This window comes from Streptomyces gobitricini (assembly GCF_039532985.1).
In the GTDB taxonomy this organism is placed as follows: domain Bacteria; phylum Actinomycetota; class Actinomycetes; order Streptomycetales; family Streptomycetaceae; genus Streptomyces; species Streptomyces gobitricini.
Genome location: NZ_BAAASR010000020.1, coordinates 163,359 through 179,683, shown reverse-complemented (window position 1 = coordinate 179,683; position 16,325 = coordinate 163,359). Strand labels below are relative to the sequence as shown.

Below are 16,325 nucleotides of genomic sequence, written 5' to 3'. Positions count from 1 at the left end.
CCCCACCCCCGCCCCAACACCCACGCCCACTCCGTCCCCCACGGAGCCGTCGCCGGATCCCACCTGCCCGCCGCCGCCCCCCGTGCCGACCGGCACGCCCTCGCCGGACCCGACCCCGGACCCGACCGCGACCCCGGACCGGGCTCCTGGTCCACCCGGCACTCCCGGCGACGGACCCTGCTCAGCCCCCGACCCCGCCTCCTGACAGCACCTCACCGAGGTCGTACGAGACGGGCTCCTCCAACTGCCCGTACCCGCAGCTCTCCGGCGTACGGTCCGGCCGCCACCGGCGGAACTGGGCCGTGTGCCGGAAGCGGCTGCCCTCCATGTGGTCGTACCCCACCTCGCACACCAGCTCGGGACGGAGCGCCACCCACGACAGGTCCTTCTTGCCGGACCAGCGGCTCGGCGCGCCGGGCAGCCGGGCGGTCTCGTGGGCCGCTTCGTCCGTCCAGGCGGCCCACGGGTGACCGTCCGGCGGGTCCATGCGCAGCGGCTCCAGTTCGTCGATGAGCTCCGCGCGCCGCTTCGCGGTGAACGCGGCGCAGACGCCGACGTGCTGGAGCGCGCCCTCGTCGTCGTACAGGCCGAGGAGCAGGGAACCGACGACCGGGCCGCTCTTGTGGAAGCGGTAGCCGGCCACGACGACATCGGCGGTCCGCTCGTGCTTGATCTTGTACATGAGCCGTGCGTCGGGGCGGTAGGGCAGGTCCAGCGGCTTGGCGATCACGCCGTCGAGGCCCGCGCCCTCGTACTGCTCGAACCAGTGGCGCGCCACGTCGATGTCGGTGGTGGAGGGTGCCAGGTGGACGGGGGCGTCGACGCCGTGCAGCGCCTCCTCCAGTGCCGCCGTGCGCTCGACGAGCGGTCTGTCCATCAGCGACCGGTCGCCGAGAGCCAGCACGTCGAAGGCGATGAAGCGCGCGGGGGTGCGTTCGGAGAGCATCGCGACGCGGGAGGCGGCGGGGTGGATGCGTTCGGTGAGCCGGTCGAAGTCCAGCCGCCCCTCATGGGCGATCACGATCTCGCCGTCGACGACACAGCGCTCCGGGAGCCTGGGCGGCAGGGCGGTGACCAGCTCGGGGAAGTACCGGGTGAGGGGCTTGCCGGTGCGGCTGCCGATCACCAGCTCGGGGCCGTCCCGGTGGACGATGGCCCGGAAGCCGTCCCACTTGGCCTCGTACCGCATGCCGGGCGGGATCTTTTTCACGGACTTGGCCAGCATCGGCTTCACGGGTGGCATCACCGGCAGGTCCATGGCTAGATTCTGCCCGACATGCCGCCGATACGCCCGATATGCGAGGTCTGCTGGGGCGCCCTACTGTGACGCCTATGGGAAACGCGGTGGAGCTGGAGGCCGGCGGGCGGACCGTACGCCTGTCCAACCCGGACAAGATCTACTTCCCGGAGCGCGGCTTCACCAAGCTGGACGTGGCGCGCTACTACCTCGCCGTGCGCGAGGGCATCACACGGGCGCTGCGCGACCGCCCGACGACCCTGGAGCGCTACGTCGACGGCGTCGAGGGCGAGTCCTTCTTCCAGAAGCGGGCGCCCAAGAACCTCCCCGACTGGATCCCCACGGCCCACATCACCTTCCCGAGCGGCCGCTTCGCCGACGAGATCCGCCCCACCGAGATCGCCGCCGTCATCTGGGCCGCCAATCTCGGCACTCTCACCTTCCACCCATGGCCGGTCCGCGGCGACCGCACCGACCACCCCGACGAGCTGCGCATCGACCTCGACCCGCAGCCCGGCACCGGCTTCGCCGAGGCGGTGGCCGCCGCGCACGAGCTGCACGCCCTGCTCGACGAGCACGGGCTGCGGGGCTGGCCCAAGACGTCCGGCGGCCGCGGCCTCCACGTCTACGTACCGATCGAGCCCCGCTGGGACTTCACCCGCGTCCGCCGCGCCGCCATCGCCGTCGGCCGTGAACTGGAACGGCGCATGACCGGCCGGGTCACCACCGCCTGGTGGAAGGAGGAGCGCGGCGAGAAGATCTTCGTCGACTACAACCAGACGGCCCGCGACCGGACCATCGCGTCGGCCTATTCGATCCGCCCCAAGCCGCACGCCCCGGTGTCCGCCCCCCTCCGCTGGGACGAACTGGACGACGTCGACCCCCGTGACTTCGACCTGGCGACCATGCCCGTGCGGTACGCCGACCACGGCGACGTCCACGCGGACATGGACGACCACGCCTTCGGCCTGGACAGCCTGCTGGAGCTGGCCGCCCGGGACGAGCGCGACCACGGCATGGCGGACCTGCCGTACCCGCCGGACTACCCGAAGATGCCGGGTGAGCCGAAGCGGGTGCAGCCGAGCCGCGCCAAGAAGACCGGCTAGGACCTGTCCGCCCGAACGTGCTCGGGCCCCGGACGGCGAGGGCCGTGGCGGTCATGAGCCGTGGCGGTCATGAGCCGTGGCGGCGGGTTGCCGAGGATTGGCACAAAACCGCCGGGCCTGGCCGAATGCCGCGCGACGGATCAGCCGCCGACGCGGCCTGACCGTGCCGGTCCCGGCGCGGGGCCAGGACCGGCACGGACACGTACCGGCCGGCGGTCACAGCTCCTTGATCCGGATGTCGCGGTAGGAGATGACGTCCGTCGTGCCGTGGACCTGGAGCCCTATGTGGCCGGTGGCGTACCGCCGCCCGTCCGTGCCCGGGTCGTCGGCGCGCGGCGGGGAGAACTCCTGGCCGCCGTTGTTGTCGAACTCGTTGATCAGGACACCGTTGCGGACACCGAGTAGTGCTGGCCCTCCACCCGGACCTCGTAGTCGTTCCAGGTGCCCTTCGGGGTGACCCCCGCGCCGCCGAGGCCCACCCGGTCGAACCCGTAGACCGAACCCGTCTTGTACATGTCGCCGTCCGGCCGGTCCAGCACCTGGACCTCGTGACCGAACTTGATGGCGACCCACTCCGGACGCGGTTCCTCCGGGTGGTCGTGGACGTCCGGGAAGCGGACGAAGACGCCGGAGTTGGCGTTGCCGGTGCCCGGGGCGTCGTCGCGCCACCGCAGCTTCAGCGAGAAGTCCCCGTAACGCCGCTGCGGGAACCACAGCATGCCCATGCCCGGGACCGTGGTGCTGCTGGTCATCGAGCCGTCGCCGTTGAGGGCGAACCTGCCGCCGCCGACGTGCTGCCACTTCGCGAAGGTCTCCGGCGAGCCGTCGAACAGGGTGCGGTAGCCGCTGGTCTGGCCCGGCTTGCCGATGCCGGACTCCCTGGCCGCGCGGAGGACCGCCCGGTGCTCGCGCGCGTCGACGACCCCGTCGGTGAGCAGCCGGTCGAGGACCGCGTCCACGTGCTTGAGGAACAGCGCCTGCGACGACCAGTCCTTCTCGTCCTCGATCAGCTCGTTGATCGTGCACCGGTCGCGTGTCATCCGGTTGGGCACGCCGCTGTCGACCGTGCCGACGATGACGGTGAGCCGCTCGTCGTACTCCGGGCAACCGGGCGCCGGCACGCCGCCGCCCTCCGCGACGTCGAAGGAGACCCGCCCGGCCGCCGACGTGTTGCCCGCCCTGTCGGTCGCCCGGTGGAGCACCGTGTGGTGGCCCATCCGGTCCACCACCACCGGAGCGGTGTAGGCCAGGTACGGCCCGCCGTCCAGCGAGTACTCGACCCTGTCCACACCCGAGCCGCCGGTGTCGGTCGCGGCGACCGTCACCGTGGCGCTGATGAGGAACGCCCCGTCCGAGTTCCTGGCCCCGGTCACGGTGGCCGTGGTGTCCGGCGGGGTGGTGTCCCGCGCCGGTGGGGCGACCACCGTGAACCGCAGCGACTTCCCGGCCGCCACGTTGCCCGCCCGGTCCGTCGCCCGGTAGCGGACCGTGTGGGTGCCCACCTGGTGGACCATCACCGGGGCGGTGTAGGTCTGCCAGGCGCCGTCGTCACCGATGGCGTACTCGATGGTGTTGACGCCCGATCCGGTGTCGGACGCGCTCACGGTGACCGTCGCCATGTCCAGGTACTCGCCCTGGTCGTTCCTCTCCCCGCTGACGGTCGCCGACGTCTCCGGCGGTGTCGTGTCGTCCGTCGGCGGCGCGGCCACGGTGAAGTCCACGGCCTTCTCGGCCGATGTGTTGCCCGCCCTGTCGGTGGCCCGGTGGCGGAACCTGTGGGCGCCCACCTGGTGGACCATCACCGGGGCGGTGTACGCCTGCCAGGCGCCGTCCGCGCCGAGCGCGTACTCGATCCGTTCCACGCCCGACCCCCCGGTGTCGCTCGCCGACACCGTGACGTTGGCGTGACCGACGTACGCGCCGTCCGCGTTCCGCTCACCCTCGACCTTCGCGGAGGTCTCCGGCGCCGTGGTGTCCTCGCCGCCGCCTCCCTCCGTCACGGTGAGGACGCCCTGCATCGAGCCGTGGCCGGGGATCGTGCAGTAGAAGCGGTACCGGCCGGGTGTCAGGGTCACCTGGGCGGTGTGCCTGCCGCCCTGGTCGTCGTTGGGATTGGCCAGGATGTTCAGCCGGACGTCGTTGTTGTACTCCGGGTCCGAGACGTCGAACGTCAGGGTGTGCGGCATCCCGGTGGTGTTCCCGGTGGCCGTGCTGTTCTCGAAGACGATCGTGGCCGGGCCCGCCACCGCGGTGGCCGGGAAGGTCAGGTAGCGGTCGATGGGGTCGCCGGCGGTCCAGGTCAGCACCTGTTCCGCCGCGGTCGCCGGCCCGCTGCCGGGTCGTCCGTGCGCGGCGTTCGGCGTCAGGCCGAGCGCCATCAGCAGCGCCCCGGCCAGGGCCGTCCACAGCAGGAGGGAGCGGTGTCTCACCGTGCGGCCGCCTTCCTCGCGAGTCCGTCGGCGGCGGGCGTCGGCTCGCCGCCGTGGTACGTCACACGCCACAGCGCCGACTTGGCGTCGGAGGTGAAGAAGCCGCGCCCGTAGTCCAGGACGTAGAGCGAACCGTCCGGCGCGAACTTCCAGTCCATCAGGTTGCGGATGCCGTCCGCCCCCACCGGGATGATCTTCTTCAGGGACTCGGCGTGCACCGGCAGGCCGCCCTTGCCGACCGTCCTGGGGTCGGTCAGTACGGCGTGCCGCGGCTGGTCCCCGTCGTAGAAGTCACCGACGAACCACTTCCCGTCCCAGTACGAGGGCCATTTGACCGTGCTGTCGGACGCCGCGTCGTACCGGTACACCGGCCCGTTCATGGTCGCCTGGCCGCCGCCCTTCAGCCACGGCAGCAGCAGCTTCTGCTCGTCCGTCCTGTAGCTGGGGACGCCGTCGGCGTCACGCGGGTAGTCCACGCCGCCGCCCTGCGGCGAGTACCAGATGGTGTTCGGCGTCACCGGGGGCAGGTTCACCAGACCGTCGTTGTGGGGCGACTCGTTCTTCGGCTCGGCGCAGTCGTACCAGCCCAGCGGCTTGCTCGGGTCCGGGAGGTTGCGGTCCCGGTACGGCTGGTTGTTGCCCATGCAGTACGGCCAGCCGTGGTTGCCCGCCTTGGTGATCGCGGCGAAGGTGTCGTACTTGGCCGGGCCCCAGGTGGTGGACGGGGCGCCGGCGTCGGGGCCGACCCACCCCGCGTACAGGATGTCCGTCCGCTTGTCGACGAAGATCCGGGCCGGGTTGCGCACGCCCATCACATAGATCTCGCCCCGGGTCCTGCCACCGCCTTCGTCCGGTTCCGCGCCGGTGAAGAGGTTGCCCTCGGGGATCGTGTACGTGCCGTCGTCCTCCGGGTGGATACGGAGGATCTTGCCGTTGAGGTTGTTGGTGTTGCCCGACGTACGGCGGGCGTCGGCGAACGGGACGCCTTTGAAGTTCGGCTCCGGATTATTGCCCGAGTACCCCGAGCTGAAGCCGCTCGAGTTGTTGTCACCGGTGGCGATGTACAGGTTCTCCTCGGAGTCCCATGCCATGCCGCCGCCCGCGTGGCAGCAACTGTGGATCTGCACGGGCCACTTGAGCAGCACCTTCTCGCTCGCCGGGTCCAGCTTGTCCGTGGCGGGGTCGAGGGTGAACCGGGAGACGTACCGCTCCGCCATGTGCGTGTCGCGGTTGATCCGTGAGTGCGGTGTGTAATGCAGGTACACCCAGCCGTTGGCCATGAAGTCCGGGTCGAGCTCGATGCCGAGGAGCCCCTCCTCGTTCTTGGTCAGCTCGTCACCGCCGCCCTTGTTGCCGAAGACGGTGAGCTCGCCCGCCAGTCGCACGTCCCCCGTCCTCGGGTCGTAGACGTGGACTTCACCCGTGCCCTTGCCGATGTCCGGGTCGTCCCAGTCGGTCACCACCGGCCGGGAGGGGTCGGCGCCGCCGCGCCCGATGTAGAGGACGCGGCCGTCGGGGGCGGCCACCAGGCCGTGCGGCTCGCCGATCTGGTCGTTGTGGCCCGGCCGGTTGGGCCGGGTGACCCGCTCCGCGGTGTAGTGGGCGTCGATGGTGGCCTTGCAGTCGGCGCGGGAGAGCCGGGTCGTCCAGAGCAGGGCGCCGCGCAGGTGCTCGCGGAAGTCGGTCTCGGCGAACGAGTCGGCCGTGCCGCCCATGCCGGTGTAGAAGGAGCGGCCGCCGTCGTAGTCCCGGCACCAGGAGACCGGGTGGTCCCAGCCGTTGGCACTCGGCCCCGGCTTGTAGGTGCTCTCCTTGACGCGGGCGACCGTGTGGACGGCACCCGAAGGGTTGACCGTCCAGTTGAGCCACTTGTCCGGGCGCTTCCAGTTCAGCGGAAGCTTCTGGGTGGCCGGATGCCGCCGGTCGCCCACCTCGACGGTGGCGCGCTGCACGGCGGTCGGGCTGTTCGCGGCCGGGCGGGCGCCGACCAGGCCGGTGAACCAGTCCGAGTACGGCTCGGTGCGCGCCGCGTCGTGGATGCCGAGGAAACCGCCGCCCGCCTCGATGTACGCCTCCAGGCCCGCCTCCTGCTCGGGGTCGAGCACGTCGCCGCCGCCGGTCAGGAACACGATCGCGTTGTACCGGCCGAGCTTGCGGGCGTCGGTGAAGACCGAGGCGTCGTCCGTGGCCTCGGTGCGGAACCGGTGGGCCACCGGGCCCGAGTGGCCGATCGCTTCGACCGCCGCGATACCGGCGTCGACGGTCGGCGACTCGGCCGTCGTCGAGGCGTGGAAAACCAGCACCCGTACCTGGGCCCCGCCGGGCGGAGACGGGAGAGACAACGTTGTCCGGCTGCTCGGCCCGGGCTCACCGGGGTTGGGTACGGCGGTGGCCGCCGTACCGCTGAGCAGGGAGGCCGCCAGGGCGCCCGCGCCGAGTGCTGCCGCCGCTCGGCGGCGGGATCTCGACCGGTGATGTGGTGCACGGTGCATGTGTTCACCCACCCCTGTGTGGTCACAGCTCTGTGGTCGCAGCGAACGACGATGAAGCTAGCCCTCTTTCCGTGGCTCGCCAATAGCCCGGCGACAATCCGGCGAACTTTGTCCTGGGTGTGGATGAACCATGGTCCACCCGGTTACGGTGTGCCCGTCCGGGGGCGCTTCGCCCCGTCATCCTCCGCACCGCACTGGGGAGTTCGGCATGGACAGACGGAGCTTCAACCGGCGGCTGCTCGCCGGGGGAGCGGTTGCCGCGACCGGCGTGACATCGTTGTCCGTGGCCTCCGCGCCCGGTGCCGTATCGGCCGAGACGCCGCCGCCCACCGCCCCGGCGGGCGGCCGGGTGCGTCATCTCAGGCTGTACGCCGAGAAACTGGCGGACGGCCGGATGGGCTACGGGCTCCAGAAGGGCGGGGCGACCGTCCCCGGGCCGCTCATCGAACTGAACGAGGGGGACACGCTCCACATCGAGTTCGAGAACACCATGGACGTGCCCGCCAGCCTCCACGTCCACGGCGTGGACTACGACGTGGCGAGCGACGGCACGAGGATGAACCGCAGTCATGTGGAGCCCGGCGGCACCCGCACCTACACCTGGCGCACCCACGCCCCCGGCCGCCGTGGGGACGGCACATGGCGCGCCGGCAGCGCGGGCTACTGGCACTACCACGACCACGTCGTGGGCACGGACCACGGCACGGGAGGTATCCGCAAGGGGCTGTACGGCCCGGTCGTGGTGCGCCGCAAGGGCGACATCCTGCCCGACAAGCAGTTCACGATCGTCTTCAACGACATGACGATCAACAACGAGCCCGGCCACCGCAGCCCCGACTTCCGGGCCACCGTGGGGGAGCGGGTCGAGATCATCATGATCACGCACGGCGAGTACTACCACACGTTCCACATCCACGGTCACCGGTGGGCCGACAACCGCACCGGTCTGCTCACCGGCCCCGACGATCCCAGCCGGGTCGTCGACAACAAGATCACCGGCCCTGCCGACTCGTTCGGCTTCCAGATCATCGCGGGTGAACACGTGGGCGCCGGCGCGTGGATGTACCACTGCCACGTGCAGAGCCACTCCGACATGGGGATGGCCGGCCTTCTCCTGGTGGCCAAGCCGGACGGCACCATCCCCGGGTACGAGCCGCACCATCCGGTGGCGTCCACCGACGGCGCCCACGCCCACTGAGCGCCGGCCGCCGCCATGGCCCTCCACGGGCCGGCGCTCGGCACCGAGTCACCTCCCCGTACCCCGGCCCCGCGGCACCGGCACCCAGGTCCTCCTCGTCGGGCGGACGACGGTGACGCTGCTCACCAGTGCGCCGGCGGAGCAGCCCTGCCACCGGCCGCGTGGGGCGCCCCCTCTGAACCCTCGTAACCGCCCACCGCCCGAAGCCCCGTCCGCCCACACGGCCCGACGGGCCGCGACACCCCCGGGCCGGGGGAACCCCTTGCCGATCACGGCACGGAGGCCCATGCTTACGGAGCGAACCGGCCTGCCCCCGCAGCCGGTGCCGTTGATCGTTCATTGACGTGCCGTTTATCGGGGCCGGGCAGCGTGGGCGGCATGCCGATCAACCGCACTGCTCCCACCGACGAGCTCTCCTGGCAGGAAGCCGCCCTGTGCGCCCAGACGGGCCCCGACTTCTTCTTCCCGGACCCGGGCTCCTCCACCCGCGAGGCCAAGCGCCTCTGCGCCGCCTGTGACGGCCGCGACGCCTGCCTCGAGTACGCCCTCACGCACGACGAGCGCTTCGGGGTCTGGGGCGGGCTGTCGGAGAAGGAACGGTACGCGCTCAGGCGGCAGGGACGCTGAGCCACCCGGGACGACCGGAACAGCCGCAACGGCCGGGACGACCGCGGACGGTGCCGCCCGCGCCTACGACCCGATCGTGCGGGGCGAGGCGGGCGCGCCGGTCGCCGGGGTGTTCCTCAAGGCCTACCGTCCGGCTGCGTGGTGATCCGGAACGTCTCCCCGTACGTCTGCCACGTCAGCGGCACCGCGAGGTCCATGTTCCCGTCCCGCAGGAACACCCGCTGGGCCGTGTCGATACGGGACGTGTCCCGCTCCCGTTCCGTCTTCTGGGCCTGTATCACGGCGCGGCTCGCGTCCAGGAAGGCGTTGAGGTACGCCTTCTCGTCGCCGCCCGCCGCAGCGGTGTCGGCCTTCTTCATCGCCGTGGCGCGGATGCCGTAGAACTCGTCGGGCCCCACGCCCGGGCCGTGCAGCACCATCGCGTCGTAGTAGATGAACTGGCCGAGCGTGGACAGTCCGTCCATCTTCGCCAGCCGCACGGCCGGGTCGAAGTAGATGCGGTCGCGGATCACGTCCTGCGCCTCGCGGAAGGCGGGGTCCTCGGCGGCCTTCTTCCAGGCGCCGGTGAATCCCGGGTCGAGGCCCTCGTGCGAGTCGGTGCCGTCGACCTCGCGCAGCGCCGGGAGGTACTCGGCCAGCGGGTTGTCCGGGTGTTCCTCGGTGTAGTACTCGACGAGCTGGAGCATGTCGTTGGTGCCGGAGCAGAAGCCGATGACACCGGCGGTGTAGCCGTTGCCGTCACCGATGTCCTCGATGTCGTCGTACTCGCCGCGCCAGTCGAGGGTCGAGTTGTCGGCACTGGCCACCAGCCGGGCGGCGATCTCCTTCTTGCCGGGGGCGGCGAGACCGGGCGGCATCTTGGCGATGCGTGCCTCCAGGGCCTTCCGCTCGTCCACGGTGCCCGCCTTGAGCGGGTCCCCCGAGGGGGTCGCCTGCGGCAGGGGGCTTACGTCGGCGGCGTCGGCAGGGCGCACGGAACCGTCGCCTCCGCCGAATATGACGGCGGCGGCGACGGCTACGGGAGCGCCGATCAGGAAAAAGCGGGTCACAGGCTTCACGCGCCACAGCGTACGACGCGCCCGCAAGCCTCCTGTGAGCGCGGGGTGCCCCCGCCGAGCGCCAAGGCCCCGCGCGCGGCGAGCACCAAGGCCCCGCGCGGCGCCGCCCACGGGGCGGCCACCAGCCGCACAGCGCCGGGCGCCCTCGCGCGCGCGGGCGTTCGGGGGCACGGGCCGAGTGCCGTGGCCCGTACCCCTGGCACACGGCCCGTTCGCCGTCCCGGCGGTACCGCTCCGGCCGGGTCGGGGCCACCGCCCGGGCGGGAGAGCCGCACAACGCCGGGCGCCGCCCCACGAGGGGGACGCACAACCTCAGGCGCCGCCCCGCGAGCGGGGCCGTGGCACCGGGCGCCGGACCGGGCGGGGCGCCGTCCGGCCTGGTGGCCGTACGACGCAGGGCGCCGGTCCGGGCAGGTGCCGGGGCTCGGCTCGGGGGCCGGCGGCCGCGGCGCCGGGGGGTCAGCGGCCCCGAGCCGCCATGCGGGCCTTTCGGGCGGCGAGCTTCTCGTCGAACTTGGACGCCTCGGTGTCCAGCCCGTGCATGTAGAGGCCGAGTTCCTCCTGCGCCTTCAGACCCTCCGGGCCCAGCCCGTCGATCTCCAGCACCTTCAGGAAGCGCAGCACCGGCTGCAGCACGTCGTCGTGGTGGATGCGCATGTTGTAGATCTCGCCGATCGCCATCTGCGCCGCCGCCCGCTCGAACCCCGGCATGCCGTGGCCCGGCATGCGGAAGTTCACCACCACGTCGCGTACCGCCTGCATCGTCAGATCCGGGGCGAGCTCGAAGGCCGCGCCCAGCAGGTTCCGGTAGAAGACCATGTGCAGGTTCTCGTCGGTCGCGATGCGCGCCAGCATGCGGTCGCAGACCGGGTCGCCCGACTGGTGGCCGGTGTTGCGGTGCGAGATGCGGGTCGCGAGCTCCTGGAAGGCGACGTACGCCACCGAGTGCAGCATCGAGTGGCGGTTGTCCGACTCGAAGCCCTCACTCATGTGGGACATCCGGAACTGCTCCAGCTTGTCCGGGTCCACGGCGCGCGAGGCGAGCAGGTAGTCGCGCATCACGATGCCGTGCCGGCCCTCCTCGGCGGTCCAGCGGTGCACCCAGGTGCCCCACGCGCCGTCCCGCCCGAAGAGCGTGGCGATCTCGTGGTGGTAGCTGGGCAGGTTGTCCTCGGTCAGCAGGTTGACGACGAGCGCGATCTTGCCGATGTCGGTGACCTTGGACTGCTGCGGCTCCCAGGCTTCGCCGTCCTCGAAGAGGCCGGGGAAGTTGCGGCCGTCCGACCACGGGACGTACTCGTGCGGCATCCAGTCCTTGACGACCTTGAGATGGCGGTTGAGCTCCTTCTCGACCACCTCCTCCAGGGCGTACAGCAGCCGGGCGTCGGTCCACGCTTCCGAACTGCCGAGGTGGGGAGAGGTGAGGGTCATACGGGTGCTCCTGGGGACGGGAGAATTACTTACGGCTTCGTAGGTTACGAGACCGTAGGTTAAGGGGGCTGTAAGCCTGAGCCAAGCCCGGGTCCTCGGATGGAGGCTTACGTTCCGTTATGTGCGGAGGCCACGGAGGCGTACGGAGAGGCAGGTCACGCACCCTTCGAGCTTCTCGAACTCGCCGATGTCGACGACGACCGGCTCGTACCCGAGGTCCGTTAACAGCTCCGCCGACCTCGGCGCGCTCGCCGCCATCAGCAGCTTCCCGCCGCCCAGCAGCACCACGTGCGCGCCGGACTCCTCCGGCACCGGCCGGAAGCGCGGGAAGAGGGAGACCGCCTCCACCAGGGGCTCGTACCCGATCACCGTGCCGTCCGGCAACGCCGTGACCGCCGACTTCAGGTGCAGCACCCTGCTGACCGGTACGCGGACGACACGCGCGCCCAGCGGCTCGAAGGCCGCCCGCAGCTGAGCCACGCCCTCCGCGTTCGTCCGCCCGCCCAGCCCGACGTACACCGTGTCGCCGACCTTGAGCACGTCACCCCCGTCGAGCGTGCCCGGCTTCCGCACCCGGCGCACCGAACAGCCCAGCCGCGTCACCGCCTCCTCAACGGCGGCGACCTCGGGGCGGCGGGAGGGGGCACCGGGCCGGCAGACGAGCGCCACGTCCCGGAACATCACCACGGCGTCCTCGACGAAGACCCCGTCCGGGCAGTCGTCGGCCGGCTCGACCTCCACGGTGTCCCAGCCGTGCTCACGCAGGGCGCCGACGTACCGCTCCCACTGGCCGAGGGCCGACGCGGGGTCGACAGGGGTTCGCTCGACGTGCGTGACCAGGCCCTCGGCGAGGCGCGGGCTCGGGCGGCGGACCAGGGCTCTTCTGCTGGGCACGGCAGCCTCCGGAAGTCGGGGACCGCCCACGCCTACCCCCATCGGCCGCAGGCCATTCCCGGCCCGGCACGGCCCGTCGCGCGCGTGCGGCCGTGCACGGCAGGCACGCGCCGGGGCGGACGGCGACGGAGCCGGCGCCGCGCCCCGGCCCACGACGACCGCCTCGGGGTGCGCGGACGCGAACAGCCCCGGGCGAACGGCGGCCTGCCCGGCCCGGCAGCCCCCGTCACGGCCGTCGGCCCCCCGGTCGGCAGCGGACACCGGCGCCCGTCACGGCCGTCGGCCCCCCGGCCAGCGGACACCGGCGCCCGTCACCGGTTCGACAGCACCTCGTCCGCCGTCGTCGGACGCAGCTCGCCGTCCTCCAGCAGCAGCCAGCGGGTGATGCCGATGGACTCGAGGAACGCCACGTCGTGACTGGCCACGATCAGAGCCCCCTCGTACGCGTCGAGCGCCTCGGTGAGCTTCCGGACGCTCGCCATGTCGAGGTTGTTCGTCGGTTCGTCCAGCATCAGCAGCTGCGGCGCCGGTTCGGCCAGCAACAGCGCGGCCAGCGCCGCCCGGAACCGCTCGCCGCCCGACAGGGTCCCCGCCCGCTGGTCGGCCCGCGCCCCCCGGAACAGGAAGCGGGCCAGCCGCGCCCGGATCCGGTTGGCGGTCGCCTCGGGCGCGAACCGGGCGACGTTCTCCACCACGCTCAGGTCGTCGTCGAGGACGTCGAGCCGCTGCGGCAGGAACCGCAGCGGGACGTGCGTCTCCACCTCGCCCGCCACCGGCTCCAGTTCGCCGGCGATCGTGCGCAGCAGCGTCGTCTTGCCGGCGCCGTTGCGCCCGACGAGCGCGACCCGCTCCGGGCCGCGAAGCTCCCACTCGCCGCCGACCCGCGCCCCGTACCGCAGTTCCAGGTCGCGCAGCAGCAGTACCCCCCGGCCCGGTGGGACGGTGGTGTGCGGCAGCTCGACGCGGATCTCGTCGTCGTCCCGTACCGCGTCCACCGCCTCGTCGAGCCGTTCCTTGGCCTCGGCGAGCTTCTGGGCGTGCATGGTGCGGTGTTTGCCGGCTGACTCCTGCGCCGCCCGCTTCCGGAGCTTCATCACGGCGCGCGGTTCCCGTTTGGTGTCGTACATCTTCTGCCCGTACCGCTTGCGCCGTGACAACTTCACGTGCGCGTCGGCCAGTTCGCGCTTCTGCCGCTGTACGTCGGCCTCGGCGACCCGCACCATGCGCTCGGCCGCCTCCTGTTCGGCGGCGAGCGCCTCCTCGTACGCCGAGTAGGTGCCGCCGTACCAGGTCACCTCGCCGTCCCGGAGGTCGGCGATCTGGTCGACCCGCTCCAGCAGTTCACGGTCGTGGCTGACCACGACCAGGACGCCGGACCAGTTTTCGACGGCCGCGTACAGCCGCCGGCGGGCGTGCAGGTCGAGGTTGTTGGTCGGCTCGTCGAGCAGCAGCACGTCGGGGCGGGCCAGCAGCAGGGCGGCCAGCCGCAGCAGGACGCACTCGCCGCCCGACACCTCGCCGATGGTGCGGTCCAGGCCGATGTGGCCGAGGCCTAGCTGGTCGAGGGCGGCACGCGCCCGCTCCTCGACGTCCCAGTCGTCGCCGATCGCCGTGAAGTGCTCCTCGCCCGGGTCACCGCCCTCGATGGCGTGGAGCGCGGCACGGGCGGCGGCGATACCCAGTGCCTGGTCGACGCGGAGTGTGGTGTCGAGCGTCGCGTTCTGAGGCAGATGGCCGACCTCGCCCATCGTGCGGACCGTGCCGTCGGTGGGGGTGAGTTCCCCCGCGATGAGCTTGAGCAGGGTCGACTTGCCGGAGCCGTTGAGGCCGATCAGGCCGGTCCTGCCGGGCCCTACCGCGAGCTGGAAGCCGTCCAGCACCTCGGTGCCGTCCGGCCAGGAGAACGACAGGTCGGTGCAGGTGATGAAGGTGGGGAAGGTAGACATACGGGTCTCCCGGTTGCGAAAGGAAAAGGGGCAACGGGTGAGACACCGGGACGGCTCATGGCCGAGGTCGCACACAGTGGCGCGCACAGCGCCGAACGCGGCTGTGCGACACGGTGTCTCGAGACCTCAGACGAGCAACGTCCTGCTCCGTTCGACGACGACAAGGGCGGGATCGAAGGTACGCCCGGCCGCTTCCGGGCCGCAACGGAATTTCCGGCCGGCGGACCGCTCAGCGGGCGTCGCGCAGCAGCTCCGTCAGGTCCTGGTCGAGGTCCAGGAACTCGTGCTCGCGGCCGTCCGGCACCAGATGCCGGGCGCGCTGGAGGAAGCGGCGCACCTCGCAGGTGCGGATGTGCACCATCGCGACACCCTCGGGGGCGTGGAACTCCACGACCGTACGGTCGTATCCGTAGGGCCGTACGCGTACGTCACCGAGCCCGGCCGGCTCGTCGAGGCCCGTGGCGAGCAGGTCGCGGGCGAACTCCCAGGCCACCTCGATGCCTTCGAGGGTGGCCGGCGCGGGGAAGGTCATCTGTACGGCGAAGGGGTTCTCGGGGTCGTAGCGCAGTGTGGCGGCGACGCTTTCCCTGCGGGGCGCGGACGCTACCAGGCGGGCCCGTACGGGATGCTCGATGACGGTGGACAAGGCCTGCTCCCTCACACACGGCTGCGGCGGTACGTCTCCTGCACCAGGGAGGACGACGAAATCCGTGGACACGTGCACTGGCGAGTGGTGTGACCTGCGTCACCGGGGCGGTCTGGACGCGCCCGCCGGGGTGGACTACGTTCCGGCGCCATGACGTCGACGGGGAAGACGATGCGAACGGTGTCGGCGGGGCTGTGCGGGGCGGTGCTGGCGGCCGCGCTCACCGCCGCCCCGGCCCAGGCCGCCCCGAGCACCGAGGGGCCCGCCTGGGGGCTGAAGCCGACGGGGACGGACGCGCGCTTCCGGGGGCTGGCGGCCGTGAGCCGTTCCACCGCCTGGGTGGCGGGTTCCCGGGGCACGGTGCTGCGTACGCCGGACGGCGGCCGGACCTGGCGGAACGTTTCACCTGCCGGTGCGGGCGAGCTGGAGTTCCGGGACGTGGAGGCGTTCGACGGCCGCCGCGCGGTGGTGCTGGCGATCGGCGAGGGGGAGGCCTCCCGCATCTTCCGCACCGACGACGGCGGAGCCAGCTGGACGGAGTCGTTCCGCAACACCGACCCCCGGGCCTTCTACGACTGCGTCACCTTCTTCGACCGCCGCCACGGTCTCGCCGTGAGCGACCCGGTCGACGGCCGGTACCGCGTCCTGTCGACCGCGGACGGCGGCCGCACCTGGGAGGTGCTGCCCGACACCGGCATGCCCGCGGCGCTGCCGGGAGAGGCCGCGTTCGCGGCGAGTGGCCAGTGCCTGGTCAGCTCCGGCCCCGAGGACGTGTGGCTGGCCACCGGCGGCGGCGCCACCGCGCGCGTGCTGCACTCCTCCGATCGCGGCCTGAACTGGACGGTCGCCGCATCGACGGTCCCGGCCGGCGACCCGGCGCGCGGCGTCTTCGCCCTGGCCTTCCGCGACCGCGCGCACGGCATCGCCGTCGGAGGCGACTACCGGACGGGGCAGCCGTCGCCCCGGGCGGCAGCCGTCAGCCGGGACGGCGGGCGGACGTGGCGCCAGGCGCACACCCCACCGCCCGCGTACCGCTCGGGCGTGACCTGGCTTCCGCACAGCCGGTCGGCCGCCCTCGCCGTCGGCCCCACCGGGACGGACCTGACGACGGACGGCGGCCGCACCTGGCGGACCGTCGACACCGGGTCGTACGACACGGTCGACTGCGCCGCCGACCGAGGCTGCTGGGCAGCGGGCGAGAAGGGCCGGGTCGCCCGCCTGGAACGGTGAACCGGGGCCCCGGCGCCGACTGCCCGCCGCG

General features: G+C 72.1%; 11 protein-coding genes and 1 pseudogene. 4 read left to right on the top strand and 8 right to left on the bottom strand.

Annotated features, from left to right (window positions below):
* Positions 1 to 181 precede the first annotated feature (181 nt).
* Positions 182 to 1,258: an ATP-dependent DNA ligase gene (locus ABD347_RS19320; protein WP_344362930.1), complete on the bottom strand. Its 1,077-nt coding sequence runs from the start codon at positions 1,256 to 1,258 to the stop codon at positions 182 to 184.
* 74 nt (positions 1,259 to 1,332) lie between these two features.
* Here ABD347_RS19320 and ligD point away from each other — a divergent pair, with 74 nt between their 5' ends.
* The gene (gene ligD, locus ABD347_RS19315; protein WP_344362928.1) at positions 1,333 to 2,343 is read left to right on the top strand and encodes a non-homologous end-joining DNA ligase; all 1,011 of its coding nucleotides are present in this window, start codon (positions 1,333 to 1,335) and stop codon (positions 2,341 to 2,343) included.
* Between the two features lie 216 nt (positions 2,344 to 2,559).
* Here the strand turns inward: ligD and ABD347_RS19310 are convergent.
* Together ABD347_RS19310 and ABD347_RS19305 are read right to left on the bottom strand one after the other, a co-directional pair.
* Positions 2,560 to 4,721, bottom strand: a pseudogene (locus ABD347_RS19310) (OmpL47-type beta-barrel domain-containing protein).
* Positions 4,722 to 4,768: 47 nt separating this feature from the next.
* Positions 4,769 to 7,264 (bottom strand): ThuA domain-containing protein, encoded by a 2,496-nt coding sequence (locus ABD347_RS19305; RefSeq protein WP_344362926.1) that lies wholly within the window; start codon positions 7,262 to 7,264, stop codon positions 4,769 to 4,771.
* A gap of 208 nt (positions 7,265 to 7,472) precedes the next feature.
* Here ABD347_RS19305 and ABD347_RS19300 point away from each other — a divergent pair, with 208 nt between their 5' ends.
* Both ABD347_RS19300 and ABD347_RS19295 read left to right on the top strand, forming a co-directional pair.
* Entirely contained in the window at positions 7,473 to 8,462 is a 990-nt protein-coding gene (locus tag ABD347_RS19300) for a multicopper oxidase domain-containing protein (RefSeq protein ID WP_344362924.1), read from the top strand.
* Positions 8,463 to 8,840: 378 nt separating this feature from the next.
* On the top strand, positions 8,841 to 9,089 hold the full coding sequence (locus ABD347_RS19295; RefSeq protein WP_344362922.1) for a WhiB family transcriptional regulator: 249 nt from the start codon (positions 8,841 to 8,843) through the stop codon (positions 9,087 to 9,089).
* Between the two features lie 116 nt (positions 9,090 to 9,205).
* Here ABD347_RS19295 and ABD347_RS19290 read toward each other — a convergent pair whose 3' ends face one another.
* From ABD347_RS19290 to ssgD, 5 genes are all read right to left on the bottom strand, one after another.
* On the bottom strand, positions 9,206 to 10,138 hold the full coding sequence (locus ABD347_RS19290) for a chitosanase (RefSeq protein ID WP_344362953.1): 933 nt from the start codon (positions 10,136 to 10,138) through the stop codon (positions 9,206 to 9,208).
* A gap of 468 nt (positions 10,139 to 10,606) precedes the next feature.
* Positions 10,607 to 11,578 (bottom strand): acyl-ACP desaturase, encoded by a 972-nt coding sequence (locus ABD347_RS19285; protein ID WP_344362920.1) that lies wholly within the window; start codon positions 11,576 to 11,578, stop codon positions 10,607 to 10,609.
* 117 nt (positions 11,579 to 11,695) lie between these two features.
* Positions 11,696 to 12,472 (bottom strand): dimethylargininase, encoded by a 777-nt coding sequence (gene ddaH / locus ABD347_RS19280; RefSeq protein ID WP_344362917.1) that lies wholly within the window; start codon positions 12,470 to 12,472, stop codon positions 11,696 to 11,698.
* A 311-nt stretch (positions 12,473 to 12,783) separates the two neighbouring features.
* The gene (locus ABD347_RS19275; RefSeq protein ID WP_344362915.1) at positions 12,784 to 14,418 is read right to left on the bottom strand and encodes an ABC-F family ATP-binding cassette domain-containing protein; all 1,635 of its coding nucleotides are present in this window, start codon (positions 14,416 to 14,418) and stop codon (positions 12,784 to 12,786) included.
* A gap of 229 nt (positions 14,419 to 14,647) precedes the next feature.
* A complete protein-coding gene (ssgD, locus tag ABD347_RS19270) occupies positions 14,648 to 15,064 on the bottom strand; it encodes a spore wall synthesis regulator SsgD (protein ID WP_344362912.1) in 417 nt (138 codons plus the stop codon).
* A gap of 150 nt (positions 15,065 to 15,214) precedes the next feature.
* Here ssgD and ABD347_RS19265 point away from each other — a divergent pair, with 150 nt between their 5' ends.
* The gene (locus tag ABD347_RS19265; RefSeq protein ID WP_344362909.1) at positions 15,215 to 16,294 is read left to right on the top strand and encodes a WD40/YVTN/BNR-like repeat-containing protein; all 1,080 of its coding nucleotides are present in this window, start codon (positions 15,215 to 15,217) and stop codon (positions 16,292 to 16,294) included.
* Positions 16,295 to 16,325: the final 31 nt, after the last annotated feature.